The sequence below is a fragment of the Algoriphagus sp. 4150 genome, assembly GCF_031457395.1.
In the GTDB taxonomy this organism is placed as follows: Bacteria; Bacteroidota; Bacteroidia; order Cytophagales; family Cyclobacteriaceae; genus Algoriphagus.
In genome coordinates, this window is the sequence record NZ_JAVDWS010000029.1 from 24,036 (window position 1) to 50,696 (window position 26,661).

At 42.3% G+C, this 26,661-nt stretch carries 17 protein-coding genes; 12 read left to right on the forward strand and 5 right to left on the reverse strand.

All coding sequences use genetic code 11. The features are described 5' to 3' along the window. Positions 1–118: 118 nt before the first annotated feature. Positions 119–1,540, reverse strand: coding sequence for a hypothetical protein (locus tag J2X69_RS22660; RefSeq protein ID WP_310108468.1), 1,422 nt, complete (start codon positions 1,538–1,540; stop codon positions 119–121). A gap of 442 nt (positions 1,541–1,982) precedes the next feature. Beyond that, the gene (locus J2X69_RS22665) at positions 1,983–2,459 is read right to left on the reverse strand and encodes a hypothetical protein (RefSeq protein WP_310108471.1); all 477 of its coding nucleotides are present in this window, start codon (positions 2,457–2,459) and stop codon (positions 1,983–1,985) included. A 253-nt stretch (positions 2,460–2,712) separates the two neighbouring features. Between J2X69_RS22665 and J2X69_RS22670 the strand changes: the two genes are divergently transcribed. Both J2X69_RS22670 and J2X69_RS22675 read left to right on the forward strand, forming a co-directional pair. Then, complete coding sequence (locus J2X69_RS22670) at positions 2,713–3,819, forward strand: XdhC family protein (protein ID WP_310108473.1); 1,107 nt, start codon at positions 2,713–2,715, stop codon at positions 3,817–3,819. Between the two features lie 8 nt (positions 3,820–3,827). Beyond that, positions 3,828–4,409, forward strand: coding sequence for a nucleotidyltransferase family protein (locus J2X69_RS22675; RefSeq protein WP_310108476.1), 582 nt, complete (start codon positions 3,828–3,830; stop codon positions 4,407–4,409). Positions 4,410–4,863: 454 nt separating this feature from the next. Here J2X69_RS22675 and J2X69_RS22680 read toward each other — a convergent pair whose 3' ends face one another. Beyond that, a complete protein-coding gene (locus J2X69_RS22680) occupies positions 4,864–6,003 on the reverse strand; it encodes a cysteine desulfurase family protein (protein ID WP_310108480.1) in 1,140 nt (379 codons plus the stop codon). Positions 6,004–6,395: 392 nt separating this feature from the next. Here J2X69_RS22680 and J2X69_RS22685 point away from each other — a divergent pair, with 392 nt between their 5' ends. Further along, positions 6,396–6,740: a hypothetical protein gene (locus J2X69_RS22685; RefSeq protein ID WP_310108483.1), complete on the forward strand. Its 345-nt coding sequence runs from the start codon at positions 6,396–6,398 to the stop codon at positions 6,738–6,740. 58 nt (positions 6,741–6,798) lie between these two features. Continuing rightward, entirely contained in the window at positions 6,799–7,731 is a 933-nt protein-coding gene (locus tag J2X69_RS22690) for a hypothetical protein (protein WP_310108485.1), read from the forward strand. A 773-nt stretch (positions 7,732–8,504) separates the two neighbouring features. Here J2X69_RS22690 and J2X69_RS22695 read toward each other — a convergent pair. Together J2X69_RS22695 and J2X69_RS22700 are read right to left on the reverse strand one after the other, a co-directional pair. Then, positions 8,505–10,670 (reverse strand): molybdopterin cofactor-binding domain-containing protein, encoded by a 2,166-nt coding sequence (locus J2X69_RS22695; protein ID WP_310108488.1) that lies wholly within the window; start codon positions 10,668–10,670, stop codon positions 8,505–8,507. 2 nt (positions 10,671–10,672) lie between these two features. Continuing rightward, entirely contained in the window at positions 10,673–11,131 is a 459-nt protein-coding gene (locus J2X69_RS22700) for a 2Fe-2S iron-sulfur cluster-binding protein (protein WP_310108490.1), read from the reverse strand. A 505-nt stretch (positions 11,132–11,636) separates the two neighbouring features. Here J2X69_RS22700 and J2X69_RS22705 point away from each other — a divergent pair. The 8 genes from J2X69_RS22705 to J2X69_RS22740 all read left to right on the forward strand — a co-directional run bounded on the left by J2X69_RS22705 (position 11,637) and on the right by J2X69_RS22740 (position 26,366). Continuing rightward, a complete protein-coding gene (locus tag J2X69_RS22705) occupies positions 11,637–12,233 on the forward strand; it encodes a sigma-70 family RNA polymerase sigma factor (RefSeq protein ID WP_310108493.1) in 597 nt (198 codons plus the stop codon). Between the two features lie 154 nt (positions 12,234–12,387). Continuing rightward, complete coding sequence (locus tag J2X69_RS22710; protein WP_310108495.1) at positions 12,388–13,470, forward strand: FecR domain-containing protein; 1,083 nt, start codon at positions 12,388–12,390, stop codon at positions 13,468–13,470. 159 nt (positions 13,471–13,629) lie between these two features. Next, on the forward strand, positions 13,630–17,007 hold the full coding sequence (locus J2X69_RS22715) for a TonB-dependent receptor (protein WP_310108498.1): 3,378 nt from the start codon (positions 13,630–13,632) through the stop codon (positions 17,005–17,007). Between the two features lie 17 nt (positions 17,008–17,024). After that, on the forward strand, positions 17,025–18,611 hold the full coding sequence (locus J2X69_RS22720; protein ID WP_310108500.1) for a RagB/SusD family nutrient uptake outer membrane protein: 1,587 nt from the start codon (positions 17,025–17,027) through the stop codon (positions 18,609–18,611). A 281-nt stretch (positions 18,612–18,892) separates the two neighbouring features. Continuing rightward, positions 18,893–20,677, forward strand: coding sequence for a DUF1080 domain-containing protein (locus J2X69_RS22725; protein WP_310108502.1), 1,785 nt, complete (start codon positions 18,893–18,895; stop codon positions 20,675–20,677). A 15-nt stretch (positions 20,678–20,692) separates the two neighbouring features. Continuing rightward, positions 20,693–22,621, forward strand: coding sequence for a c-type cytochrome (locus J2X69_RS22730; protein WP_310108507.1), 1,929 nt, complete (start codon positions 20,693–20,695; stop codon positions 22,619–22,621). Between the two features lie 899 nt (positions 22,622–23,520). Beyond that, on the forward strand, positions 23,521–25,749 hold the full coding sequence (locus J2X69_RS22735) for a heavy metal translocating P-type ATPase (RefSeq protein WP_310108510.1): 2,229 nt from the start codon (positions 23,521–23,523) through the stop codon (positions 25,747–25,749). Positions 25,750–26,150: 401 nt separating this feature from the next. Further along, on the forward strand, positions 26,151–26,366 hold the full coding sequence (locus tag J2X69_RS22740; protein WP_310108512.1) for a heavy-metal-associated domain-containing protein: 216 nt from the start codon (positions 26,151–26,153) through the stop codon (positions 26,364–26,366). The last annotated feature ends 295 nt before the right edge of the window (positions 26,367–26,661 follow it).

Genomic DNA, 26,661 nt, shown 5'->3' on the forward strand with positions numbered 1-26,661 from the left:
ACAGCTTAGTGATAGCTACCTTCTGTTCGTAGGAAATATCACTTACACAAAGCGGCAATGCCATGCTGATTATTTTTGCAGCTTTATAATGATTTTGCAACTGAATAATGACTCATGGCTATTGATTTGATTCGATCTTTAGAGATCCATCCCGGTGCATTGGTGTAGGTATGCGCTCATATTCATTAACCCAATGTCCTGCTACATTTTCATCTTTCCATTCGGTGAAATATCCCAGAGCCAATGAAACTTGAAGTGAAAAATCAGCAGAGGTCGCTGTCTCTGTATATGGAGTTGCGCACTTTAGATTTTGAAAGTATGCTCTGAAAGCAGCTGCATCAGTCTCGGTTAATTTGGTCAACTGCCCCATAGCATTTGTATCACCGATAAATGCTTCCTTTGGCACCAATGATGCTATTTTCGGAAATTCTGCAGTGGCATGACAAGACATGCAGGATGAGGTATTCAAATCAACTGGGCCATCCAGACGACCTCCCCAACCCAAATGCTGTGGCGGTAATTTAGTAGAATCCGGGTTTATTTTGGTTTGCTTTAAGTTTGGATTAATAAGGGTCCTGATCACAGGATAAGGATTGATAAAATTGGTGGTGTCTTGGGGATCATTGCCAAATTGGATACCGACAGGCACTAAATTCTCTGCCCTTCTGGATCCTTCTTTGCCATCATTTAGCTTACCGTTGTAGCAGAAGGTGCCGAACACCCAGCCCGTCCCGTATTTGTCTGCTCTTGGATCCCGAACCATCATATCCATCTGGATCAATTGCATGGGTTTCACTACTCTTCCTGTATCAAGGCCGTTGTTCCAAGTAGGTGTGACGTAGGCATTCCAGGTCATAGGATTTACCAGATAGTCTGCTGCAGATTCATCCGCATCTGTAAACAGGAGTTTGAAAATCACAGTACCTATTGGGAATCCATTTGGGCTCTGGGTAGCATTTGGGTCTGGATTATTTCCGTCTTTCCACATTTGGGCAAGCGTGTAGCCTGCAAATTCATTATAGAATCCCAATGCATACGTTTGATAAGCTTGGGTCTGTTTTTCACCCAGCTGATACGGTCCAATCTCTGCTTCCTTCGCTAAGCCGTGAAAGCCTTCTGAGCCCTGTGGCCCCCAATGCATCCAAGGCATATGGTACCAGTTTCTGGTTTTGTTTTCCTGTGCTACAAAGTCCACTTCGGTCATTCCCTCAAAGGAATAATCCCGGACGGCGTTGATATACTCCATCCAATGTTCATCCTCATCAAATGGAATATTCAAAAAGCCCGGCAGCTCTGAATCATCCGGCTTGGTCAAAGGATAATCCTGCCTCAGTTTAAAAACTTTCTCACCGGGATACTTGCTCTGAAATTCAGCCGGACTGATCATTCTCCCAAAATCCGGAAAATTGTTGTTCACGGTCTTTTCATCTTCTGGATGACCGTAATCCGGGGTCGACTCTTTACAGGAAGTGAAACAAATAATCAATAGGGAAAGGCCAAATGAGACATTTCCCTTTAGTCTAAAATTGTAGGGATTCATAATTCAAAAATGTTTAAAAGTGAAAAAAAACTAAAAACCTTTCCTAATCTACGATTTTAAATATTTAAACTATAGATAGTTATGTTTTTTTTTTTGCTGTTTTTTTCAAACACAGTTCCCCCTGAAGTTTTTAGTAGCTTCCCCTATTTAACTCATGATGCTACTACTTATCCAAATTTCCATTGTTAATTCATGCGTATAGATGTGAGTAATTTTTACACTTGATTTTGCATCTCCCCGACTTTTCTAGTAGCATATATTTATTATGTGTATCCGTGCTAACTGCCTGCATATTCATGGAGCAATCGTTTTGGGGTTCAAGTTTGTCAACCCCCATTTCTAAAGTCAGCTGGAGCCTGTTCTGAAGGATTTTAGGATGAATTCTCCCTTAATGCATACATAATTCTGCAACGTACAATCAGGTAAGAGCACGTAATTTCCCCTACCCAATCAGTTCCTCGACTCTGCCTTCATAATCAAACTGCAAATCCTCATGCAAACTAGAAATGAGCTTAGCAGCCTTTCCCAATTGCATCTGATATATATTATCCAAAACGGGATTTCTATGGCGCAAAAAGCCATACTCCTTAAGCTTTTCACAGAAAAACAAAAGCACTTCTATCTGATCTGTTTTGACTTTACTCAGCTTGAGAAGTTTGTTCATTTTACGGCGAAGCTTCTGGGCAGCTTTTTTTGCATAATAAGAATGATCACCTCTTGCCATTACAAAATCAGCTTCCAATTCCTCCTGCACCATTTCCAGATACAGTCCGGGATGGTCTTTTTCATTAAGCTTAAAAAATAAGTAGGATTTGTTGTCTCTGCTGAATTTGCTCAAGTCCGCCACCAAATCGATCAATTCTTTCTCATTAAGATAGCTGAGTTCTTTCTTGAGTTGGGCGAGGGTTGGGATTTTCATGGTAAACTGTGGTAAATGACTGCATCAAATTTTAACAATTTTTACTGATCAATCCTCATTCATCGCGAAAAACCATCCGTTCATCTCAAGAACGTTCCGATTGTGGGCAATCTCGTTGATGTGACGAGACATATCTAAGCATGCACTTTTCAACTAATTAGTTACGAAAATCAAATCTTTCCCTCCATTTGAAAATAATCTTTTGAAATTGGGATTGCTGTAGCTTAACTTAATGCTTTTAGATTTTTGCTTTATGAAAGAATTTCAGGCCATTATTAAGGTCTATGAACAATACAAACTAGCAGAAAAGAAAACTGCCTTGGCCACCGTAGTGCAGGTAGATGGCTCCGCTTACAGAAGACCAGGAGCTAGAATGCTGGTTTCCGAAGATGGAGAACTGACGGGAGCGATCAGTGGAGGATGTCTGGAGGGGGACGCGCTTCGCAAAGCGCAAACAGTCATCTTTCAGCAGAAATCCATGCTGGTCACCTACGATACTACAGATGAGGATGATCAGAAATTCGGCATAGGACTTGGCTGCAATGGAATTATTCACGTATTGATAGAACCGATTGATTATCAAAACACTATCAATCCAATCGAACTCCTAAAAATTGCTTTAAACGATCGTGATTTTTACCGATTGATCACTGTGTTTTCGGTAAAATATTCCAAACAAGAACAAGTAGGAACGAAAGTTCTTCTGAAAGAAAAGCTCACGTTTGGTGATAAAGACGGTCTTGGGGATCCACTTTGGACCCGGATTCAAGAAGAGCTGGCAAGTGGTGACTCTACTTATCATATCATTCGAAAATATGAAGCTTTCGATGATCTTCAGGTATTCATAGAATCCATCAAACCTACTATCCGCCTTTTCCTTTTCGGAGCGGGAAATGATACCATCCCCTTGGCTAAAATGGCCGATACACTTGGGCTCGAGGTGGTGGTAATCGATGGGAGAAAGAACCTTGCCACAGCACAGCGCTTCCCTTCTGCTCTGAAAATCGTCACCGGATCCGGGAATGAAGTGGTGCAGCAGCTAGATACAGACAGTAACAGTGCCGCGCTGTTGATGACACACAATTTTGACTATGAAGCATTGGTTTTGGAGGATTTGTTGCCTTTAAATTTGCCTTATGTCGGGATTTTGGGCCCAAAGAAAAAGTCTGAAAAACTTATTGAGCGACTGGGAAGGAATGGAGTAGCTGTCAATCAAGATACTATCTACTCACCAATGGGTTTGGATATAGGTGCAGAGGGTTCTGAAGAGATCGCTTTGTCCATTTTGGCGGAGGTGAAAGCGGTTTTGGCAAAAAAACAAGGTACCTTTCTGAGAAATAAGACAGGCCCCATACACTAAGGAAATAAATGAAGACAGGAATCATCATACTTGCAGCAGGAGAATCATCCAGACTTGGCTATCCCAAGCAGATCGCACAATTCAAAGGAAAAACCTTACTCCAATTGGCCATAGATGCTGCAAATGATTCCAAAGCCGACAAAAGAGTTTTGGTACTGGGAGCATTTCGGGATGAGATCAAGAAGACTTTTCCGGGGGCAAGTATCCCCAATATTCCCAATCCACACTTCCAGAAAGGGATGTCTTCCAGCATCAAAATCGGTCTGGAGTACATGCTTAAGTTCGACAAACCCGATCAAGTGATTATTATGCTTTGTGACCAGCCCTTTGTGGATGCGAAGATTCTCAATAAACTCATCGCAACGCAGAAAAAGGAAGGAAAAGGAATTGTTGCCTGTGCCTATTCCAAAACTATCGGTGTTCCCATACTCTTCGGAGAGGCCTATTTTAAGGAATTGATGGAGCTGACGGGCGACGAAGGAGCCAAAAATATTGCCCTCGCCCATGAAGATGACTTAGTGACTGTGTCCTTTCCAAAAGGCAAAGTGGATATAGATACGGAAGAGGATTTGAGGGATTTAAATTTGTAGGTTCAAAGGCTCTCGCGGCGACGCAGTGGCGCAATGAATCTCCCGCCAAGGCGCAAAGGCGCTATTCTTTTCTGTTTTGCTTTCCGACGATACGGGAAAGGGATTTGAATTTGTAAGTTCGAAGGTTCTCGTGGCGACGCAGCAGTGCAATGAATATCTCCCGCTGAGGCACAGAAGCGCTATTCTTTTCTGTTTTACTTTCCGACGATACGGAAAAGGGATTTGAATTTGTAAGTTCGAAGGTTCTCGTGGCGACGCAGCAGTGCAATGAATATCTCCCGCCAAGGCACAAAGGCGCTATTCTTTTCACTAATAAGAAACTGGTTAACGGTCAGATAAAGATTATTCAACCTTTGAGATCAAATTAGATCACAAACAAGCAATGATAGCTACAATTTAAAAACCGCGCCTTTGCGCCGTTGCGGGAGAAAACCTACGTCATCGTGAGAAACAGTTATCCCCGCAACTCACCTACTACTTTTCTCACCCATTCCGCCGTATCCAGCACTTCTTGCTCAGTAGTATTCCTACCCAGACTAAACCGGATAGAAGCTCTACCCAGATCGGTATCCAAACCCATTGCCTGCAGCACATGCGAAGGTTTAGGTGAAATACTGGTGCATGCCGAACCAGAGCTCACAGCGACTTTTTGGCATACTTTACGCAGTAATTCCTCACCCTCTACTCCACCGAATGCAATATTGGTCACATGTGACAGACGGTTTTGACCTCCGTTCAATCCGGTATCTGGTAGAGATAGTAGTTTGACTTCCAGCAAATCACGTAGTCTTCCCAAGCGAATGGATTCCTCTTTCATTTCTGCCATTCGTAATTCTGAAGCTTTCCCAAAACCTACAATAGCAGGTACATTTAGGGTTCCGCTTCGAAAGCCTTTTTCATGTCCTCCTCCATGAATTTGGGATAGTGGCTTGGGTAAGGAATGATTATGTCGAATATACAGTGCTCCCACTCCCTTCGGTCCATAAAGTTTATGCGCAGAAATAGCCATCAGATGAATTCCGCTTACAGAGACTGGAATCTTTCCGGCAGCCTGCACTGCATCACTTAGGAAAATGATAGTATTCTCTTCTGCTATAGTTTTGATTTCTTCGATGGGGTGAACTATGCCTGTTTCATTATTTGTCCACATCATACATATCATTTTAGTATGGGGAAGAATACTCGATTTCAACAATTCAATATCAATATTTCCATCCCTATTTACCGGTAAAAAAGTCACTTCAGCACCTTCTTTCTCTATGGAAAGCATCGTATCCAAGACTGCCTTATGCTCCGTCTTACACGTGATATAATGCTGCTTTTGTCCTTTGTATAAATCAAAAGTACCTTTGATGGCCAGATTAATCGCCTCGGTAGCTCCAGAAGTAAAAATAAGCTCTTTTGCCTGAGCTCCAATCAAATTGGCAACCTGCTCCCGTGCCGCCTCAACTGCATTCTCGGCCATCCAGCCGAATGCATGGGATTTGCTTGCTGCATTTCCAAAATGAACGCCAAAGTACGGAAGCATAGCATCGACCACTTCCGGTACGCAAGGTGTAGTGGCATTGTAATCGAGGTAAATGGGGTAATTCATATTCTAAAGTAACTAGTCAATCGCTTTTAGACCATACTGTATGATAATTAATCTAAGTTGATAGGAAGAAAAAATTATGTCTGCAATCCCATTCAGGCTTCATGTCTCCTGACCTGCCTGACCGGGAGGCAGGCTTGGACCTGCTTGAATGCAATCTTCAGACTGTGCTTAAACCACAAAATCAAGACTGTACACGATTACATCCGGAAACAAGTACAATTAATGCATAAAGTGGAGACTTCTATGTTTTCTATGTGACTATGCGGCAAACATAATTTTAATCTGCAATTGTATCTCCCACAAGGGCGCTAAGGCGCAACTTATTCTATTTCTATCCGGTTCAAGGTTTAGGAAAAAACTTGAACCCTGCTAAGAATTCTTTAATTTTATTTATGCAAGAAGCTTGGACATTCGAATTACCTAAGTCGGAAAAGCCCCTTTCAGATCAAATCAAGAAGGTATTACTTGACAATCAGAAAAACTTGGGGATTTTCCTCTCCTACTATTTCAAGAAGGAAGGTGCGCTGGCAGAGAGAGTGGATCTCGGTTCTGAGATTAATTTTAAGGATCAAAATTCAGGGGATTTCCAATTGGATTTTGATCTGGTACACTTCAATGCCTGTCTTGCTATTCACGAACAAAAGCGGGATCAGATGAAAATCACATTCGAGATTGTCAACGATAATCTTAGCCTCAAAGGTCCGTATTGGCCTGAAAGGGAAATGGATGAGATTTAAGAAAGCAACTAGTAGATAAGGTCAGGTTATCAAGTAGTTATGCACTAGACAAGTAAACATGGAAAATACGAATCGATATATTTTTTTTACTATGTTTCTAACATTTGTGTTTGGTTGTAATTCAAATAAATATTTAAGTCAAAAACCACCTAAATTGATTCCGGAAATTTTTGCTCCAGGTATAGTATCAATAAATAATAGGAATGAAGAGGTAATTACTTTTTCTCCAAATGGATTGGAAATCTATTTTTCAATAGAATATTATCCAGATCCAACTCCTTCATTCATTCTGTTTACGGAATTCAAAGATGGAAAATGGACAGAACCAGATACAGTAAGCTTTTCTAAGGGAAGGAGAACAAGCGAACCATTTATAGCACTTAGCGGAAGCCGCTTATACTATTTTGCAAACAAGGTTGAAAATCAAAAAGGAAGTCTTGACATATGTTATTCGGAAAGGAACGTGGAAGGATGGGGTGATCCAATCAGTTTAAATTCTCCCCCGAATTTTATTACCCCTAAGTTCACACTGCATCCATGCATAGTATCAGATTCTTCCATTTATTTTAGCACCTATTCAGGGGAAATTGCTTACAGTAAATTTGAAAATGGAGAATACCAAGAAATGAAGATTTTGCCAAGCCCTATTAATCATCAAAATTTGGAAGGTACTGAATGTTGGGGTGATCCCTATGTTTCGCCGAATGAAGAGTACATGATTTTCAGGTCAAATAGAGAAGGTGGTTATGGAGGCTCAGACCTTTATATAAGCTTTAGGAACGAATCGGGACAATGGTTAAATCCTCAAAACCTTGGGCCAACCATCAATACAGAATTCGATGAATTGGGGGGTGATGTCACGCCTGATGGAAAATATTTAACTTTTGGAAGAAATGGTGATATTTATTGGGTTTCAACCCGGATTTTAAAAAAAATGAAAAAGAACCCAGTGCATAACATCACCTTGGATGCAGCGGGCGGTTCCGAGTAAATAAGAAAATCAGTATCTTTAAGAAGTTAGGAGTAGGTAGGAAGAGAACGGCTCCGAATGTCCGCCATCTCCAAACTGAATCCCGCTAGTATCAAGGAGCCGAGAGATTATAGCAAAACTTTGACAAGAGAACAATACTGTCTCACTCTGAAATCGGTTAATTGTCATGACTCAAAAACAAAAGCCCCTTTCCAACTATCCGAAAAGGAGCTTTATTCTTGGTTCTCTTATCTTGATTTTGAAATCTTGATCCTCTTATAGTGTCTTGATACTTATATCTAACGTCTAGCTACTGGAAAAATCAAGTAGTAAGATGTTAAAGTCAAGATATTAGAGCCGAGAGATTATAGCAAAACTTAGACAAGTGGAATATAATCTCACTATAAAGTCGGTTAATTGTCATGACTCAAAGACAAAAGCCCTTTTCCAGCTATCCGAAAAGGGGCTTTATTCCTGGTTCTTTTATCTTGATTCTGAAATCTTGATCCTCTTATATAGTGTCTTGATACTTATATCTAATGTCTAGCTACTGGAAAAATCAAGTAGTTAAGATTAGAGCCTAGATTTTAGAGCCGAGAGATTATAGCAAAACCTAGACAAGAGGAATATAATCTCACTATAAAGTCGGTTAATTGTCATGACTCAAAAACAAAAGCCCCTTTCCAACTATCCGAAAAGGGGCTTTATTCTTGGTTCTTTCATCTTGATTCTGAAATCTTGATTCTCGTATCCAGCATCTTGATACTTATATCTAACATCTAGCTACTGGAAAATCACCCTCTCTTTATCCCCAAATTCAGATCCTGAAACTCCTTCTGCTCTATAAAAGGCTGACTTCTCAACCTTCTTTCGGTTGCACTGAAGATAGCATTTGCAATAGCTCCTCCCGTCGGCGGGAGACACGGCTCTCCAAGTCCGGTAGGATCATAGCCGCTATCCACATAATAAGTATCCACAGTTGGTACTTCCTTCATCCGGATCAGTCGGTATTTGTCGAAGTTGGTCTGAGTGGGTAGCCCACCCTCAAACGTCAGATTTCCATACATCGCATGTCCCATTCCATCTACTACTCCACCTCTCACTTGGTGATTGGCGCCCGTGGGATTCACTACCATTCCGCAGTCTGTGACCACATGAATCTTTTTGAGAGATGGAGTGCCATTTTCTATCTCGATATCAGCGACTTGTGCCACATAAGTTCTATGAGAGTAATACACTGAAAATCCCTGCTTTACATTGGGATTTTTACCCCAATTGGATTTCTCGGCAGCCATTTTCGTAACTCCTATCATACGATCAGCATCATACTGAAGCTCTCCCCCTACTGGATTTGCTTTCGCTTTTTCCAACAATTCCAGTCTAAATGCTACAGGATCTTTCTTGGCAGCTAAAGCTACTTCATCCAAAAATGATTGCTCAGCATATGCCAAGAAATTTGTGATGGGTGCTCTCCAAGCATTGGTAGTAATAGATGATTGGTAATCTACATTTTCGATCAGTAAATTATCCACTGCTCCTGATGGGAAATTATGCTCTCGGGTGCTGTTGCCCGCATTCATGCCTACCCCTCGAAGTTTGTATCCTGTCATATTGCCTTCGGTATCCAAGGCTGCCTCAAATCTATACCGCACGGCAGGACGGTAAGCTCCCCCCGTCAGATCATCCTCCCTGCTCCAGGTTAATTTCACCGGGGCGTTTACCAGCTTCGATACATGAACGGCTTCGGCTACATAATCTGCCCGAAGTCTTCGTCCAAATCCTCCTCCCAACCTGGTGATTTCTACCGTGATGTTCTCAGGAGCAATTCCCGATACTTCTGCCGCAGTCCTTCTTGCGCTCTCAGGAGTCTGTGTTGGGCCGACCAATTCTACAGAATCTTCTTTGACATGGGCAAAGAAATTCATTGGCTCCATGGGAGAATGTGAAAGAAACGGACACTGGTATTCCGCAGTTATTACCTGAGCGGCATTTTTGAACGCTGTAGTTACATTGCCATCTTCCCGCTTTACTTCTGCTTTTCCATTGACCAATAAGTCCTTGAATATCCGGTCATGATCTGCGGAACTCTCTACTTTTCCATCAGCCTCATATTCCACCTTCAACAGCTTTTTGGCTTTCATCAATGGCCAGGTAGAAGTTCCTACTACGGCCACACTATTTTCAAAAGTCACTACATCCTTGACTCCCGCTACATTTCTAGCTCCGGCATCATCTATGGATTTGATTTTCATGCCAAAAGGTGCACGCTGAATCATCGCATGAAGCATTCCTTCTCTGTAAAAATCCAATCCAAACAGTGGCTCTCCTTTGAAAATAGCACCACTGTCTACATTCTTAACCGGCGTGCCGATGATCTTAAAGTCTTTTTTATCCTTTAATGCGATATCATCAGGTGCAGTCATTAATGAAGCTTCATCGGCCATTTCTCCATAGCCTACTTTCTTTCCACTCGCCTTATGATATATCATCCCTTCTGAAGTGGTCAATTCTTCGGCCGGCACTTCCCATGTCTTGGCAGCAGCAGCGACCAAGAGGTATTTTGCCGTAGCCCCTGCTTTGCGAAGCCGCTCCCAGGAATGAGGCATAGCTCCTGAACCTCCGGTCAATTGTCGCTCGAATCTGTCCGTGTCCAAATTGGCCTGCAGTACGCGAACTTTGCTCCAATCTGCATCCAGTTCCTCTGCTACGATCATGGGAAAAGAAGTTTTGATATTCTGTCCCAGTTCAGGGTTCGGTGAATAAATCACAATATCCCCGCTTGGTGCAATGCTCAAAAACGCATTGAAATTCTTGGCATTAGCCAATACCTCATCCGTACTCAGCACTTCCATTTTCGGTGAGTCACAGCTCATCCAATTAAAGCCTATAAATAATCCTCCTGCCGTGGTTCCGGCAATTTTCAGGAAGTCTCTTCGGTTAGTTCTTGTCAGTGTAGCCATGATTATTTGGAGTTGGCAGCCATCGCAACGGCCTCTCTGATTTTATGATAAGTTCCGCATCTACAGATATTTTTGTCCATAGCTTCATCTATTTCCTCCATGGAAGGGGCTGCGTTTTTCTTCAATAAGGAAGCTGCGCTCATAATCTGTCCAGCCTGACAGTATCCGCATTGGGCTACGTCCACTTCTGCCCAAGCCTTCTGGACCGGGTGATCTCCGTTTTCCGAAAGTCCTTCTATAGTCGTGATCTCATCCTCCGTCAGACTAGACGCCGGAGTAACACAGGAGAACATTGCTTCTCCGTTTCTGTGAACGGTGCAGGCGCCACATTGGGCGATGCCGCAAGAGTATTTTGTTCCGACTAATCCAAGATGATCCCGAAGAACCCAAAGTAGTGGGGTATCTTCTTCTACATCAACCGAATGAGCCTTTCCGTTGATTTTAAGGTTTATAAGTGCCATGGGTTATTGGTTATGTTTATGCTTTTAAGTTAAAGAAAATCAGCTAGGTATAGAAACCGACTATAAAAAATCCACGTATTCACGCCAATTTGAATTCATTCTAAAACAACCGGTAATACGCGACCTTTATTTCCCACAATGGCGCAGAGGGCTCACTTTTTCAACCATTAACCGGTAAAGCAAAGCTTTTTAGGATTTCCTGATAGAGCCTGTTCATGACACTAGTAGTGGCAGCAAAAAGGAAATGTTAAGCATAGAACTTTGGATGGAATTTAAAAAAGTCAAAATCTGACCACTTGGTGAACTGGAAACACTTTGACTATTTTTTCACGGGTTGATAAGCAAACGGCCTATTTTTTCGTCAAATACCAGTGTAAAAAACAATTTTTCTATTCAGAAGCTCTGACATGGTCATTTTTATCACCTTACCTTTTGTCACTTTTATGTTTTTTACATTTTATAAAATTTGTTAATTGTGCCTTCAATTCAGTTAACCCAATTCAAATTGCCCTTTTCTAATACGTATTTATTAGACGAGCCTTCGGTTCCACAATTGTGGGATGAGCTCCGCTCAGGGGATAAATCTGCCCTAGAGGCTATCTATAAGTTATTTATTAAGGATCTGTACAAATTCGGCATGAGCCTTCATGCAGACGATGCCATTGTAAAGGATGCTATTCAAGATATTTTCATAGATCTCTGGCAGTACAGAGCTAGGCTTTGTGGAGACGCGGCTGTAAAGCAATACCTGTTTAAGGCTCTTTCCAACAGAATTCAAAAGGAGTTAGGCAAAGATGCAAGGCGTTCGAAACTTAATTGGCTAACAGATGAGGATAAATCAGCTGTAATTTCAGTAGAAGACGAAATCGTACTCCGTCAGACTGAAACCGAAATCACCGGCAAAATGAAACAGGCAATGACACTTTTGCCTCTACGCCAAAAAGAAGTAATTCACTATTTATTTTTTGAAAAGCTTAGCTATGAGGAAACTGCCACCTTATTGGGCATCAATATACGCTCCACTTATACCCTAGCCTGGAAAGCAATCAGCGCACTGAAGAAGGCCATAACCATCCTCGTTTTCATTTTAGTAACCGGTTAAGGAGTTACAAAATCAACAAATCAGACCATTTCTTATTACCGATTCCGCAACCGATTGCATTGATTCTTAGGATAAATGTAATTCTTAAAAATTATTAAATTTTAGAAGGATAACTTTTGCCCCTTCTCTCCTTAATGTACTGAATAGGCTCATTATGGATAAATCAAATTTTTCGGTAGAAGATTTCGTCTTAGACTCTGACTTCAGAGAGTGGATACTGTCCCCCAACAAACAAACAAATCTAAGATGGGAACTTTACCTTCAAAAGTACCCCAACCGCATCAACGATATTCAGCTAGCACGGGAAATTGTACTTCACCTTCCCGAAACTGATTTTAGTCTCAACGAGAACGAAATTTATTCTCTTTGGAATCAAATAGAGGTAAAGCTTGACAGCCAAGTAGTAGAAGCGTCGGAAGCCATATCCATTCCTATAGGTTCCCAGGCCACCATCAGACGACATATTGAGAGCACCCCAAAAGCCAAATTCAATTTCCCCCTACTGAAGATCGCCGCAATGTTTCTCCTAGCAGCATTGCTTGGCATCTTATACTATTCACTGCCCGGTCGGGAAGAATCCAAAGAGGTCGATTGGCTCACTTACAGTACAAAGCCGGGTGTAAAATCCTCTCTTACCTTAAGTGATGGATCGAAGGTTACGCTCAATGCAGGCACCAGCATCCGGTATGCAAGGGATTTTATCGGAGACACACGAGAAGTATTTCTGGAGGGTGAAGCCTATTTTGAGGTTGCCCATAATCCGCATAAGCCATTTGTAGTCATTACGGAAGACATAGTCACCAAAGCACTTGGAACCACTTTCAATATCCGGGCTCACCCGTCAGAGAAAATAGTCATTTCGCTGGTAACCGGTAAGGTGGAAGTAAAATCAACCGAAGTATTGGACTTTACAGATCAACTTACCCCCGGCGAACAAGTGAGCACTTTCGCTCATGGCAACTCATGGGAAAAAGAATCTTTTGACGAGGAAAAGTTACTTGCCTGGATCTACAAAACCATCATTTTCGATCAAACCCCGCTTCCTGAAGCGATTAAGGTTCTGGAGAACTGGTTTGGGGTGAAAATCACGCTCAACAATTACGCTGATCAAAATTTGACGCTTTCGGGCAAGTTCAAGGACGAAACACTACACAATATACTGGAAGGCCTAAGCTATACCGCGCGGTTTAGCTACGAAATAAACGGTAAAAACATTCAAATTAATTTCAAACAATAACCCCCTCTTATGTCTATGCAAGAAAAACAGTTTATGAATTATGTGAAAACGACTGAAGATGCCTCAACAGATCCAGTCTAAGGTTTCAGGTTGCGCTGTCAAAGCATTCTGAAATTTAAAGAGTAAACCATAAAGAACAGTTAAACCAAATTTACAGTTATGAAAAATGACAAACGGTTACACATTATAACCTTGTCTAAGAGATTTCTCCAAATAATCTTAGTACAATTCCTTACCATGACTGTCCTTTTTGCCGCCAATGGTAAAATCCAGGACAAAAGAATGGATGAGGTGAAATTAAGCATGCAGTTGCAGAATGCGACGATTGAGGAGGCCTTCGCTCAATTGGAAGCTGCTTCGGGATTTAATTTTGTTTACACCAACAAGGAGCTCAAAGGCATTTCGAAAGTTCAGATCGATGTCAATACCAACGTTTTTGATGCTTTGGTAGAAATGTCCAGACAAACCAAGCTGGAATTCAAGCAAATCAATCAGAACATCATGGTACGCAAGAGAGCAGTGTACGTGCCGGAAACTGCAGTAACCATCGACGAAGCTGCAGCAATCACTGTCACCGGTGTGGTGGTGGATGAAAGCAATACCCCACTTCCGGGAGTATCTGTGATCGAAAAAGGAACTTCCAATGGGATAATCACTGATCTGGATGGGAAATTTAGCCTGACGGTACAATCTGAGGAATCAGTTTTGGTTTTGAGTTTCATAGGTATGCAAACCTTGGAAATCCCTGTGGGAAATCAGAAAACTTTCAATCTGACTATGAATTCCGATGAAACAGATTTGGATGAAGTAGTAGTAGTGGGATATGGTACAGTAAAGAAGTCTGATCTGACAGGTTCGGTCGGAGTAGTAGGTGGCGAAGAACTTCTGAAACAGCCGATCAACAATGCTCTTCAAGGGCTAAAAGGTAAAGTAGCAGGTGTGAATGTATTTCTGAACTCAGGATCTCCTTCATCAAGCCCAAGGGTTCTTATCAGAGGTCTTGGAACGATCAATTCTTCCTCTCAGCCGCTGTATGTAGTAGATGGTGTGGTAATGGAAAACATAGAATTCCTAAATCCAAATGATATCGAAAGTATGGAAGTGCTTAAAGATGCATCTTCCACTGCTATTTATGGAGCTAGAGGTGCCAACGGCGTAGTGATGGTCAGCACTAGAAGAGGCGCCAAAGCTGTTGGATCAATTGTTGGGTATGATGGGTTTGTAAGCGTCGGTGTTCTGCCTAAGAAATTAGATCTTTTGAATGCAGAAGAGTTTATGGAAGTATTGGAGCGAGGCTATGCTAACCACAGCAAATACAGACCAAATTCTCCGATTCCTGCATTTACCAGGAATGATCCAAATTTATTTGATGCCAATGGAAATCCTTTATACGATACAGATTGGCAGGATGAGGCCACCCGTACAGCGATTTCCCATAACCATCAATTGTCTTTCCAGTCTAAATCAGAAAAGTCTTCTTTTGGAGCGTTTTTGAATTATGCAGACATGGAAGGGATTATGCTTAATAACTACCTAAAGCGTATCAATGGTAAATTTGCATATGATGCCCAGCCAAAAAAATGGCTTTCCGTAGGAATCAACTTGCTCGCAAACAATACCACAGAAAACGTATTTGAAGAAAGCGGCGGACATCAGATGCCAAGAAGATCTATGATAGAAATGCCGGCAATCTTTCCGGTAAAATTCCCTGACGGCACCTACAGTAATTCGGGTATGGTTTCGGATGCTTATGGATTGGAAGCTATTCCAAATCCGGTACATGTTTTGGAAACCCAAGATCGTTTGAGAAAGAGAACAAAGCTATTCGGTAACTTTTATACCACATTCCACATCCTTCCGGGACTGGATTTTCGTTCTCAGATAGGCTTTGACAAGAACGATTTCAATGAGCAAATCTATAGCCCTACTGATTTGATTAACATCTCCTCTCCCAATGGTTATGCTTACCTCGGAAACAACAGAAATTTGTACTGGCAGCAAGAAAACTACCTGACTTATACCAAAGATTTGGGTGACCATTCTATTAATGCAATGGCGGGTTTGAGCTGGCAAAAGAGAACAGAAGAATTCTTCAATGTTTCAGCCACAGGATTCTCTGATGATACATTTACTTTCAATAGAATCCAGTCAGCCAGTCAGCCGGGAACACCGAATTCAGGATACGATGAATGGAGTATGAATTCTTACTTCGTAAGAGGTAATTATAGCTATAAAAGTAAGTATTTGGTAACCTTCACCGGCCGTGTGGATGGTTCATCCAGATTTGGAGACAACAATAAATATGGTGTATTCCCTTCTGTAGGCTTAGGATATGTTCTTTCCAACGAGCCCTTTATGCAAGGAGTATCCAATACGATCAATGAATTGAAAGTGAGATCAAGCTTTGGTATTACGGGTAATACAGAAATCCCTACTTATCAATCTCTAGGCACTTATTCATCAGAAACCACTCTTTTGAACGGGACAAGAGCTCCAATCAGTTATGTGAATAGACTCCCTAATCCAGACTTGGAATGGGAAAAAACAAGACAGTTCGACATTGGATTTGATTTGTCTTTATTGGACAGAGCATTGGTATTCAGCTTTGATTATTACTACAAGTTAACTACTGATCTTCTTTTGGACAGACCGGTTCCTTCTTCCTCCGGATTTTCAGCCGTAAGAGATAATATTGGATCCGTTTCCAATAGAGGAGTGGAAGTTTTGGTAAAAGCATTCCCTATCACGACCAACGATTTTAGCTGGGAGTCTAATTTGAATTTCTCGTTCAATAAAAACCAAATTGAGAAACTTGGTGAGAATGACGAAGACATCTTCCCGGGTCCTAACTGGGTATCAGGTAGCCAAACTATCCTAAGAGTTGGAGAGCCATTAAGCTCCTTCTGGGGATTTGAAAGATTGGGTACTTGGGGCACCCATGAGGCTGCAGAAGCTGCAGAAGTAGGAGCAGTTCCCGGCGAAGCGAAAAGAAGCGCTGAAAGAAAAATCATAGGAAATGGTTTGCCTGAATGGACTGGAAGTTTTATAAACAACTTCTACTATAAGAATTTTGATTTGACTGTGGATGTGCAGTTTGTGGCAGGAGTTGATATCCTTCAGCAGTCCTTCCACTCCACTCAGGATAGAACCGGTTTTGCCAGCGGCTTGAAAGATGTCTTGTATGACGCCTGGACAGAAGACAACCAAAATACGATGGTTCAGCAGATCAGAAACGGTCCTTATTCAGGTCAAAACAGTGAAGTGGATAGTCATTGGGTAGCTGATGGATCTTATATCAGAGGAAACTTGATTTCTCTTGGTTATACCTTCAACGAAATTATGGCCAGAAATTCCGGACTTAGCAAACTAAGAGTTTATGCAAATGTCCAGAATGCATTTCTAATTAGTTCTAAGGACTTTAAGGGATATGATCCTGAAGCTTCGTCTTGGGAAGGCAATCAGTGGGGACAGAATATATTCTTCTTCCAGTATCCTAGACCAAGAACGTACACGGTCGGTGTTAGCCTTCAATTTTAATCCTTAATTATAAACACATGAAAAAGACATATATTTTATATTTAGGAATATTGCTATCAGCCACATCTTGCGACAGCTTCTTAGAAGAAAAGCCAAGAGATGAAGTAGCTACAAATCAATATTTCAGCAGGCCTGAGCACGCTAGAGATGCTGTGAATGCATTGTATAGACGAGGTGCCATGCAAATGTATCAGACGGGAGTATATTCCGGCGCAAGGGCAATGTTTGGCCCTTACCTATCCGGTTTTGTAGATAATGATTACAAAGGCCAGGAATTCCATGTACAAAGAGGCCAGACCATGACTTTTGACGGTTTGAACCTTTCGGACTATTTTAATTCAATGTGGTCGGATATTTACGCAGGTATTTCGAGATCAAACAATGCCATTAAATATATTCCGACGACGCCGGGTTTACCCGAAGCAGATGCCGAAAGATATATGGCAGAAGCGAAGTTTTTCCGCGCCATGAATTACTATTATCTGGTAAGAATGTTTGGGGATGTGCCTTTGATCACAGAACCATACGAAAGCCTCGAAAATTTATTTCTAGAACGAACTCCTGCAGCACAGATTTATGAGTTGATCGTAGATGATCTTAATGCGGCCATAGGAGGTTCGGGATTGGCAAATGTTGCTATGTCGGATAATTCCGGTAGGATTTCCAAAACGGTAGCGCAAACGGTTCTTGCAGAAGTTTATCTGACTATGAGTGGAGCAGCTATTGGAGAAAACAATTATGCCAACTCTGCTGAAGTTGCCAAAGCAATCATTAATTCCGGGGTTCATTCCTTGGAACAACATACTATGACTGCCGGGGGCGAATTGGCTTCAGAAGGTTCTGCCTACAACAAATTGAAATCTAGTGTAAGTATTCCACAAGAGTATATTTACTATTTCGAATTTGATGAGACTATTGCTAATAACGGATATCCGGCTATAAGCTATCCGGTGACTTTGGCTCCGCAACTAGCATTTGCTATTACCAACAATGCTTATGGACCAACCCCGCCTTTGTTAAATTCATACGATAAGGCAAATGACCTAAGAGTTCAGGAAAAGCAGTATTTCCACTCTTCTATTACTAAAGACGGGCAAGTGATCGAGTTTGCCACATCTCCTTACATGTGGGTAGATGAGGAAGCCGCCAATACTTCTGCACTTTCAAGCAAAGACAAAGTAATATATTCTTATGCTGATGTTTTATTGATCGCCGCAGAAGCGATTGCCAAATCAGAAGGTGTTACTACTGAGGCCGTAGATTACCTAACTCAAATAAGAGCGAGGGCACTATGGAAAACTGATGCATCTGCAATCAGAAGCCAACTTTCAGGCTTATCGGTTGATGAGTTTGTAGAGGAAGTATGGAAAGAACGGGTTAGAGAACTTGTTTTTGAATTTCCTATTTGGTTTGATGTGATGAGAACCAGAAAAATGCCTGCACCGACCGACAATGGTAGCGGTGAAATCAATTTCATCGATGCTGTAGGTTCAGTTAATTACTTCAATGGCCCTATTAAGGAAGCAAATATGCTGTTTCCTCTACCTGAGCAGGAGTTACAGAGAAACCCCTCTTTGACCCAGAATCCAGGATACGCCAATTAAGAATTCCCCCCAGGTGATTGTTCAAACCAATCACCTGGGGATTTCTATTTTTTCAACTAATTAAAGTGCTAGTAGCTTGGTATCTACCGTCCTTATGTTTCGTTTTTTTGGTCACATTTCATTAAAAAATTTCCAATAAAGAATGATTCATCATGTATCTTTCGGATTACTAAAATTGGGTATCAACTCCTTTTCCAACTTATATATGCCTCATTCCATTAAAATGAAGCGATAAGTATCTCATTATTAAGTAAAACAAAACTATCTATTAACTTATGTTTTTGAACCCCAGATTACTTGGGTTGGGAATAGCCTTGGCTGTTGCCACCCCATTGATGACTGCACAGGGCCAAACTGTATCCAAACTCACGCTGGATTCCTTTAGCAATAATAAAGGAAGCTGGACAGAAGTAGGGAAAGTCTGGGCTGACCCGGCTATCCCAGGCAGCCTACAATCCCAAAGCGGTAATGGCATTCTAGCCAATATTCCAGGCAAAAAGACCCCTGGAACCGATATCATATCCACAGATAAATTCGGAGATGTGGATCTTTCTCTGGAATTCATGGTAGCCCCCGGTTCTAATTCCGGCGTTTACCTTCAGGGAAACTATGAAATCCAAATCCTGGATAGTTGGACTTCCACCAGTACCAAACCCGGTGACAATGGAGGAATCTATCAGCGCTGGGATGAGAGCAAGCCTGAAGGTCAAAAAGGCTATCAAGGATACGCTCCACGTCAAAATGTCTCCAAAGCACCCGGTATCTGGCAGAAACTGGAAGTCTCCTTCCAAGCTGCAAAATTTGATGCTTCAGGCAACAAAATAGAGAACGCACGCTTTCTTTCCGTAAAACTGAACGATGTGACCATTCATGAAAATCTGGAGGTCTACGGTCCTACCCGTGGTTCTATGACAGGAGAAGATGTCGCGGAAGGCCCGCTTAGAATCCAGGGAGATCATGGAGCTGTGGCATTCAGAAATATCGAGATCACTCCTTTCAATGCAAAAACACCTTCCATATCCAATGTGGGCTATGAAACTTACCAAGGATCTTTCAACAGTCTGGAAGAACTGGAAGGAAAAACGGCAGTAGCAAAAGGAAATGTCGCTTCATTCAAAGAAGTTCCGTCATCCGTATCCGATGTTAATTTGACAAAATACACTGCAAACCTCAATGTGGCCGAAGCGGGTGAATATCTGATTACACTACAGGTTCCGGGTGGACTTTCCGGATTTGCACTAGGCAACGAATCTGTATCTGGACTATCTGACAGAGGAGTGCGTGTGACAAAACAATTAAAAGCTGGAGACAACCCTGTGCAGATCATCGCGTCCAAAAACAGAAATTGGTCTGTGGATGGCTTCAACCTTTCTATCTCCGGACCGGGACTTAGAAATACGGATCTTTTGGTTTCCGAAGCCGGTGCCTATCAGGATACGGATCCTATTTACGTAGATGCAGATGCTACCCCTGTTTTGCGCAGCTTCCGGGATATCCCAAATTTCAAAAGACTGAGCCATGTAGTTTCAGTTGCCGGCAAAGAGCGGGTAAACTATGCCTACGATATGGAAACAGGTACGTTGATCCAAGTATGGAGAGGCGAATTTCTTAACGCTACCCCTATGTGGAATAGCCGTGGAAATGGTGTCTCCGTACCTCGTGGTGCGGTAATTAATTTGACTGCTCCGGCAATAAATGCTGTAGGCAGCGACTATAGTGCGTCAGAAGAGTTCAGAACCAAAGGATATCAACTAATAGACGGTTCTCAAGACATTGTCTTCTCTTACCTCCTATCCGGGGAATCTGTGAAAGATGAAATCAAAGTTTTAGATTCCGGCAAAGGAATCAGCAGATCTGTTTCCGGTATTGGCAATGGTTTTTACAAAGTAGCTGCCGGTACTGAGATCCAAAAAATCAACAAAGGCTATTATTTATTGCCTGAAACGGGTGTTTATCTGCAATACGATGAAGCAACTTATGGCGCTCCTGTATCACATACCACTGATGGCAATGCCGGAATTTTCTTGCCTGCAAAGGGAAACATCGTTTACAATCTTCTCTTTTAATCCAAGGACAGCGCAATGAAAACAATACTAAAAAACAAATTCACAAAAATTGCCTTTGGACTAGCTGCTATAATACAGCTGATGCCCGGGCAGGTAGATGCACAGGAATCCCCAAAAGAAGAAGATTTCTTCAAAATCATGCGGGTAACCGCCCCTGAAGGAACACTTTTGGAAGTTGGTGGCTTGACTGTACTGCCAAATGGCAACCTAGGCGTAGCTACACGTAGAGGTGACGTATTTATCGTAGAAAACCCGACCAGTCCTAGGCCTTTTTTCAGAAAATTTGCTTCAGGACTCCATGAGATTTTGGGCTTGGTGTATGAAGATGGAGCATTCTATCTGGCACAAAGAGGTGAATTGACCAAACTGGTAGATACAGATCAGGATGGGATAGCCGATTTGTACGAGACAGTATATGCATGGCCACTTTCGGCTCATTATCATGAATATAGTTTCGGTCCTAAAATCGGTCCTGACGGTTCTTTCTTCGTATCAGCAAACGTTGCTTTCGGTGATCAGGAATGGTGGAGAGGCGAAAGTCGAGTGCCAATGAGAGGCTGGATCATGAAGATCAACCGGGATGGTAGCATGGAGCCTTATGCCACAGGGATGAGATCTCCTGCCGGATTGGGTATGCTGGGCGATCAATTGGTCTATACCGAAAACCAGGGTGATTACATGGGCTCAGGTGGATTATGGTTCATCGACAAAGGAGATTTCACAGGCCACCCTGCGGGTCTGGCTTGGACGGGACTTCCTGATTCACCTTTGAAATTGACGGCTGAGGAATTTGACAAAGTGGTCGATCCTCAAAAAATCCCCAATGGAACCGGTGGATTTATTAAGCCCGAGAATGTAATCGATGCTCCATATATTACCAATGCCCAGGCAAAGGAAAAACTTCCCGATTTGAAATTGCCTGCCGTTTGGTTGCCTCACGGAATCCAGGGTATTTCAAATGCCGAACCTGTTCTGATTCCGGAAGGTCATTTCGGTCCTTTTGCAGGTCAAGTATTGGTGGGTGATCAGGGACAAAGTAAAATCATGCGTGTAATTCTCGAAGAAGTGAACGGACAGATGCAGGGAGCTTCCATAGATTTCAGATCCGGATTCCAATCCGGTATTTTGAGAATGGCTTGGGCACCTGACAAATCTTTGTTTATCGGTGAGACCAACCGTGGTTGGGGTTCTGCCGGTGAAGCAAATGAAGGTTTGCAGCGATTGGTTTGGAATCATAACGTACCATTCGAGATGAGAACTGTCAAAGCTCAGTCTGATGGGTTCTTGATTGAATTCACCAAGCCTGTGGACAAAGCTTCAGCTGAGGATTTGACGTCATATGCAGTGGAAAGCTTCACCTACAAGTTTTACCCGGTGTATGGCAGCCCTCCAGTGGACAGCAAAACACTCAAAGTATTGGGAGTGGAAGTGGCAGAAGACGGTATGTCAGCCAGAATAGCAGTAGAAGGCTTAAGACCTCACTTCGTTCACAAGATCAGCCTTGAAGGCGTGCGAGCAGTAGACGGAAGTTTCTCTTTGGTTCATCCAGATGCTTATTATACCTTGAACAGTATTCCTTCAGGCAGCAAAATGGTGATCAAAACTCCGGCTCCTGAGCCGGTGAAAGAAGTGGCTGCAAAGCCTGCTACACCTAAGCCGGCTGCTGCGAAAGCCGTAGCATCCGCAGTTCCTACTGATGCGGAAATCAAGTCCATCCTGGCTAAAAACACCTGTACAGCTTGCCACCAAAAAGACAAGAAGCTGATCGGCCCAGGCTATGCAGAAGTTGCGAAAAGGCGATATTCGGATGAGAGAATTGTCGAGTTAATCTACAATCCTGAGCCGCAGAACTGGCCTGACTATCCTACCGAAATGCCTCCAATGGCTCAAGTATCCAAAGAAGATGCGATGAAAATCGCCAAATGGATTAATTCCTTGAGGTAATTCTAGTCGACAGGCGACACTCCCTTGTCGGCAACAGTATACTTATAAAGGCTTAGCGATTTAAATTGCTAAGCCTTTTTTTCATGTGTCTATAATTTGTTTTTGAATGGTCACATGGAATCTCGCATGCATTATAATCAACCCAGTGTGTGTCGTTTTCAACATGCTCGATTTCATCCAATTTCAAAGTCCAGCTTCTGGAGAAGCAGGTCAACATCAACATTTTCTTTCTGTGCCCTCTGTGTAAACCTCTGTGATCACTGCGGTAAAAAACATGATGCTTTTACTTTTATCAACCACATAGATTCATAGAACTCATAGTTTTTGCCAGAAATACAGACTTGCTCTATTAGGTAGACTGGTCGCTTTATGGCTTCCTACTTATCATTTTCACCACAAAAGAAACAAAGTACATAAAGTGCTAAGGCCACAGACCCACTGTCTTTCAGACCTGATCATCCTTCTGGCCGCCGTTCGTGCCTGCCCTCCGGTAGGCGGGTCATCATGAATGACCTTCAACAACCGTCTTTCCGTGAATGAGCTTATGCAGGATGAAAAATTAATCTCACTTCTAGTCAGATCATTTCTATGCTTCTCTATGTGGCTATGTGGTTTAAAAAGATGATCAATTTCCAATTTTCAATTTAAATGGTCAAGGGAAAGCAAACTCTAACCTTTGTGCTTCTTGGTGAATCTCTGTGGTAAGGCTATTCAAACCACATAGATCATAGAGCTCACAGATAAACCTTCAAAGAGATAATTAACTTGTGCCCTCTGTGTTACCCTTTGTGCCCTCTGTGGTTATAACACAAAATCTCATAACTTTTCCCCAGAATTCCATAACACTTCCCTCCTTACGTCTTCCTAAGTTTGTAATGTCAACTAAAGACAAACAACCCATGGAAGAATCCACTCAGACACTGCACAAAGAGACGTTTCCCGTCACCGGCATGACTTGCGCTGCTTGCGCATCCAGTGTGGAAACAATTCTGGCACATACAGATGGGGTGAAATCCGCACAAGTAAATTTCGCTTCCAGTACCGTTTTGGTAGAATACTCAGATGAAATAAATCCTGAAGGATTGAACGAAGCGCTTTCAGCAATAGGGTATGGGCTAATTACAGAGACAGAAAATGTGGATGAAACCGTCTCTTCAAACCAAGCCGAGCATTACCAAAAGTTAAAGAAGCATACGATTGGTGCAGCGATTCTAACCCTCCCTATTTTCATCATCGGGATGTTTTATATGCACTGGCAAGCTGGCACATGGATTTCGCTTGTGTTGGCTATTCCTGTGATGACAGTTTTTGGAAGACGTTTTTTTATCAGCGCCTGGAAACAAGCCACTCATAAAAGTGTCAATATGGACACGCTGGTTGCACTCAGTACAGGGATAGCTTTTACCTTTAGTTTATTCAACACGCTGTTTCCGGAATTCTGGATCAGCCGGAATTTTATGCCGCATGTCTATTATGAAGCGGCCACTGTGATCATCACCTTCATTCTTTTCGGGAAATTGCTGGAGGAAAAAGCAAAGTCGAGAACTTCCTCTGCGCTCAAGAATTTGATGGGGCTACAGCCAAAAACCCTGAAAGCTATTGTCAATGGGGAGGAAAAAGAAATCTCCATCTCTGCCGTTCAGAAAGGGAATGAAATCGTCGTTCGCCCCGGGGAAAAAATACCCGTGGACGGTAAAGTGATATCGGGTAATTCCTTTGTGGATGAAAGCATGATCAGCGGCGAACCCATTGCGGTGGAGAAATCGGAAGGTGATAAAGTTTTCGCAGGAACCATCAATCAAAAGGGCAGCTTTCACTTCACAGCCGAAAAAGTCGGAAGCGAAACCCTCCTATCCCAGATCATCAAGCGGGTACAGGAAGCTCAGGGCAGCAAGGCTCCAGTTCAGAAATTAGTGGATAAAATTGCCTCGATCTTTGTCCCTGTAGTCATAGGTATTTCAATTCTGACCTTTATCGTTTGGATGCTTATCGGAGGAGAGGACGCACTTTCCCATGCTATTTTGAATGCTGTCGCTGTGCTGGTGATTGCCTGTCCCTGCGCATTGGGCTTGGCCACGCCTACTGCTATTATGGTAGGGATCGGTAAAGGTGCCGAGCATAATATTCTTATAAAAGACGCCGAAAGTCTGGAAATAGCCCACAAAGTCAATGCACTTATTCTGGATAAAACAGGAACCATTACCGCCGGAAAACCTACCGTTTCGGATATTGCTTGGGAAAGCGAAGAGCTGAAAAATGCTTTTGCCCCTATTCTACTTGCTATAGAATCTAAATCCGAGCATCCTCTGGCAGATGCAGTAGGCAAAAAGCTAAGAGAAGAAGGCTTCAGTATTGAATCGATTTCAGATTTTCAAAGCTTGACGGGACAGGGAGTAGAAGCCAAAAATTCCTCCGGTCAAAAGTTCTTTGTGGGGAATAGCAAATTGGTCCAACTGAATGGTATTTCGATTAGCCCGGAATTAAATGAACTGGCAAAAACTTGGAGTAATGAAGCCAGAACCGTAGTATTCTTTGCCAATGAGGAATCAGTACTCTCGGTAATTGCCATTTCCGATGAAATCAAAGGCAGCTCCAAATCAGCCATCCAAAAGCTAAAAGAAAAGGGCATTGACGTGTATATGCTCACCGGCGACAATCAACAGACTGCCGCTTCCGTTGCTAAGCAAGTGGGTTTGACTGACTTCAAAGCTGAAGTGATGCCTTCAGATAAATCTGAGTTTGTCAAAGAGCTCCAAGCCAAAGGTAAAATTGTGGCAATGGTCGGTGATGGCATCAATGATTCAGAGGCATTGGCACAGGCAGATATCAGCATCGCCATGGGACATGGTTCGGACATTGCGATGGATGTGGCAAAAATGACCATCATATCCTCCGATCTTGAAGTCATTCCCAAGGCATTAAATCTGTCTGGGCAGACCGTTCGAGGAATTAAGGAGAATCTCTTCTGGGCATTTATTTACAATGTGATCGGCATCCCTATTGCCGCCGGGGTTTTATATCCTTTCAATGGATTCTTGCTCGATCCTATGATCGCCGGTGCGGCTATGGCGTTTAGTTCTGTATCGGTGGTATTGAATAGCCTTAGGTTAAAGAGTAAACGTATTTAGTAGCTAGTAGCTAGTAGTAAGTAGCAAGTAGCAAGTAGCAAGATTATAGAATCAAGAGCCAAGATGGGAATGTCAAGGTACGTCATTGCGATAAGCGAGGTACGAGCGAAGAAGCAATCTCTTACTTTACTGGAATCATTAACATTAAGAGTTAAAAACAAGAAACAAAATCCACGAGTCAATAGACGAGAGTCTAGTGACAAAACCTGCGAACTCCCCCTTGGATTGATGACTTGGTTTGGAAATATAAATCCATGCAAAGGGGGCAAGGGGGATTTTATAGAGAGTAGCTGGTAGTAAGTAGTTAGTATCAAGAAGCAAGAAATAAGATCCACCTCCCAATTTAGCCCTTAACCTTTTTCTAAACCCTTAATCTTTTAATCCTTTTAAATTCAATACAAATGAAAACTCAAAAATTCAAAACAAACATCAACTGTGGCAATTGCCTCGCAAAAGTCACTCCTATTTTAAATGCCGAATCGAAGATCAATTCTTGGTCAGTGGATTTGCAGAGCGAAGATAGAATTCTATCTGTAGAGTCTGACGACATCACTGCAGACGAAGTGTTCAAAACTGTCTTAAAAGCGGGATTTATCGCAAAACCGGAACAACTATAAAACAATATGATTATACTTAATGATGGCAGAAACCATGTTTTCTTTGCTTATCGGGTTAGAAGACCGATGACGGAAGACCGAAGTAGCCTACGCTAGAGTTTTACCCAGTTTTCCGTTGATATGGTTTTTTACTGGCAGAAAAGTGGATTATAGATAATAAAAAAACAATTTTAAACAGATGAAATCGAGCATGTCGAAGACGACACACAACTTGTCCCGAACTTGCTTCGGGAGAGGGATGATTATTCGCCGTGCGAGATTCTCCCGAATCAAGTTCGGGACAGGCTATCTGACC

Coding starts and splice junctions, on each gene's coding strand:
- J2X69_RS22660 (WP_310108468.1), bottom strand. CDS start 1,540: ATGAATCCCTACAATTTTAGACTAAAGGGAAATGTCTCATTTGGCCTT.
- J2X69_RS22665 (WP_310108471.1), bottom strand. CDS start 2,459: ATGAAAATCCCAACCCTCGCCCAACTCAAGAAAGAACTCAGCTATCTT.
- J2X69_RS22670 (WP_310108473.1), top strand. CDS start 2,713: ATGAAAGAATTTCAGGCCATTATTAAGGTCTATGAACAATACAAACTA.
- J2X69_RS22675 (WP_310108476.1), top strand. CDS start 3,828: ATGAAGACAGGAATCATCATACTTGCAGCAGGAGAATCATCCAGACTT.
- J2X69_RS22680 (WP_310108480.1), bottom strand. CDS start 6,003: ATGAATTACCCCATTTACCTCGATTACAATGCCACTACACCTTGCGTA.
- J2X69_RS22685 (WP_310108483.1), top strand. CDS start 6,396: ATGCAAGAAGCTTGGACATTCGAATTACCTAAGTCGGAAAAGCCCCTT.
- J2X69_RS22690 (WP_310108485.1), top strand. CDS start 6,799: ATGGAAAATACGAATCGATATATTTTTTTTACTATGTTTCTAACATTT.
- J2X69_RS22695 (WP_310108488.1), bottom strand. CDS start 10,670: ATGGCTACACTGACAAGAACTAACCGAAGAGACTTCCTGAAAATTGCC.
- J2X69_RS22700 (WP_310108490.1), bottom strand. CDS start 11,131: ATGGCACTTATAAACCTTAAAATCAACGGAAAGGCTCATTCGGTTGAT.
- J2X69_RS22710 (WP_310108495.1), top strand. CDS start 12,388: ATGGATAAATCAAATTTTTCGGTAGAAGATTTCGTCTTAGACTCTGAC.
- J2X69_RS22715 (WP_310108498.1), top strand. CDS start 13,630: ATGAAAAATGACAAACGGTTACACATTATAACCTTGTCTAAGAGATTT.
- J2X69_RS22720 (WP_310108500.1), top strand. CDS start 17,025: ATGAAAAAGACATATATTTTATATTTAGGAATATTGCTATCAGCCACA.
- J2X69_RS22730 (WP_310108507.1), top strand. CDS start 20,693: ATGAAAACAATACTAAAAAACAAATTCACAAAAATTGCCTTTGGACTA.
- J2X69_RS22735 (WP_310108510.1), top strand. CDS start 23,521: ATGGAAGAATCCACTCAGACACTGCACAAAGAGACGTTTCCCGTCACC.
- J2X69_RS22740 (WP_310108512.1), top strand. CDS start 26,151: ATGAAAACTCAAAAATTCAAAACAAACATCAACTGTGGCAATTGCCTC.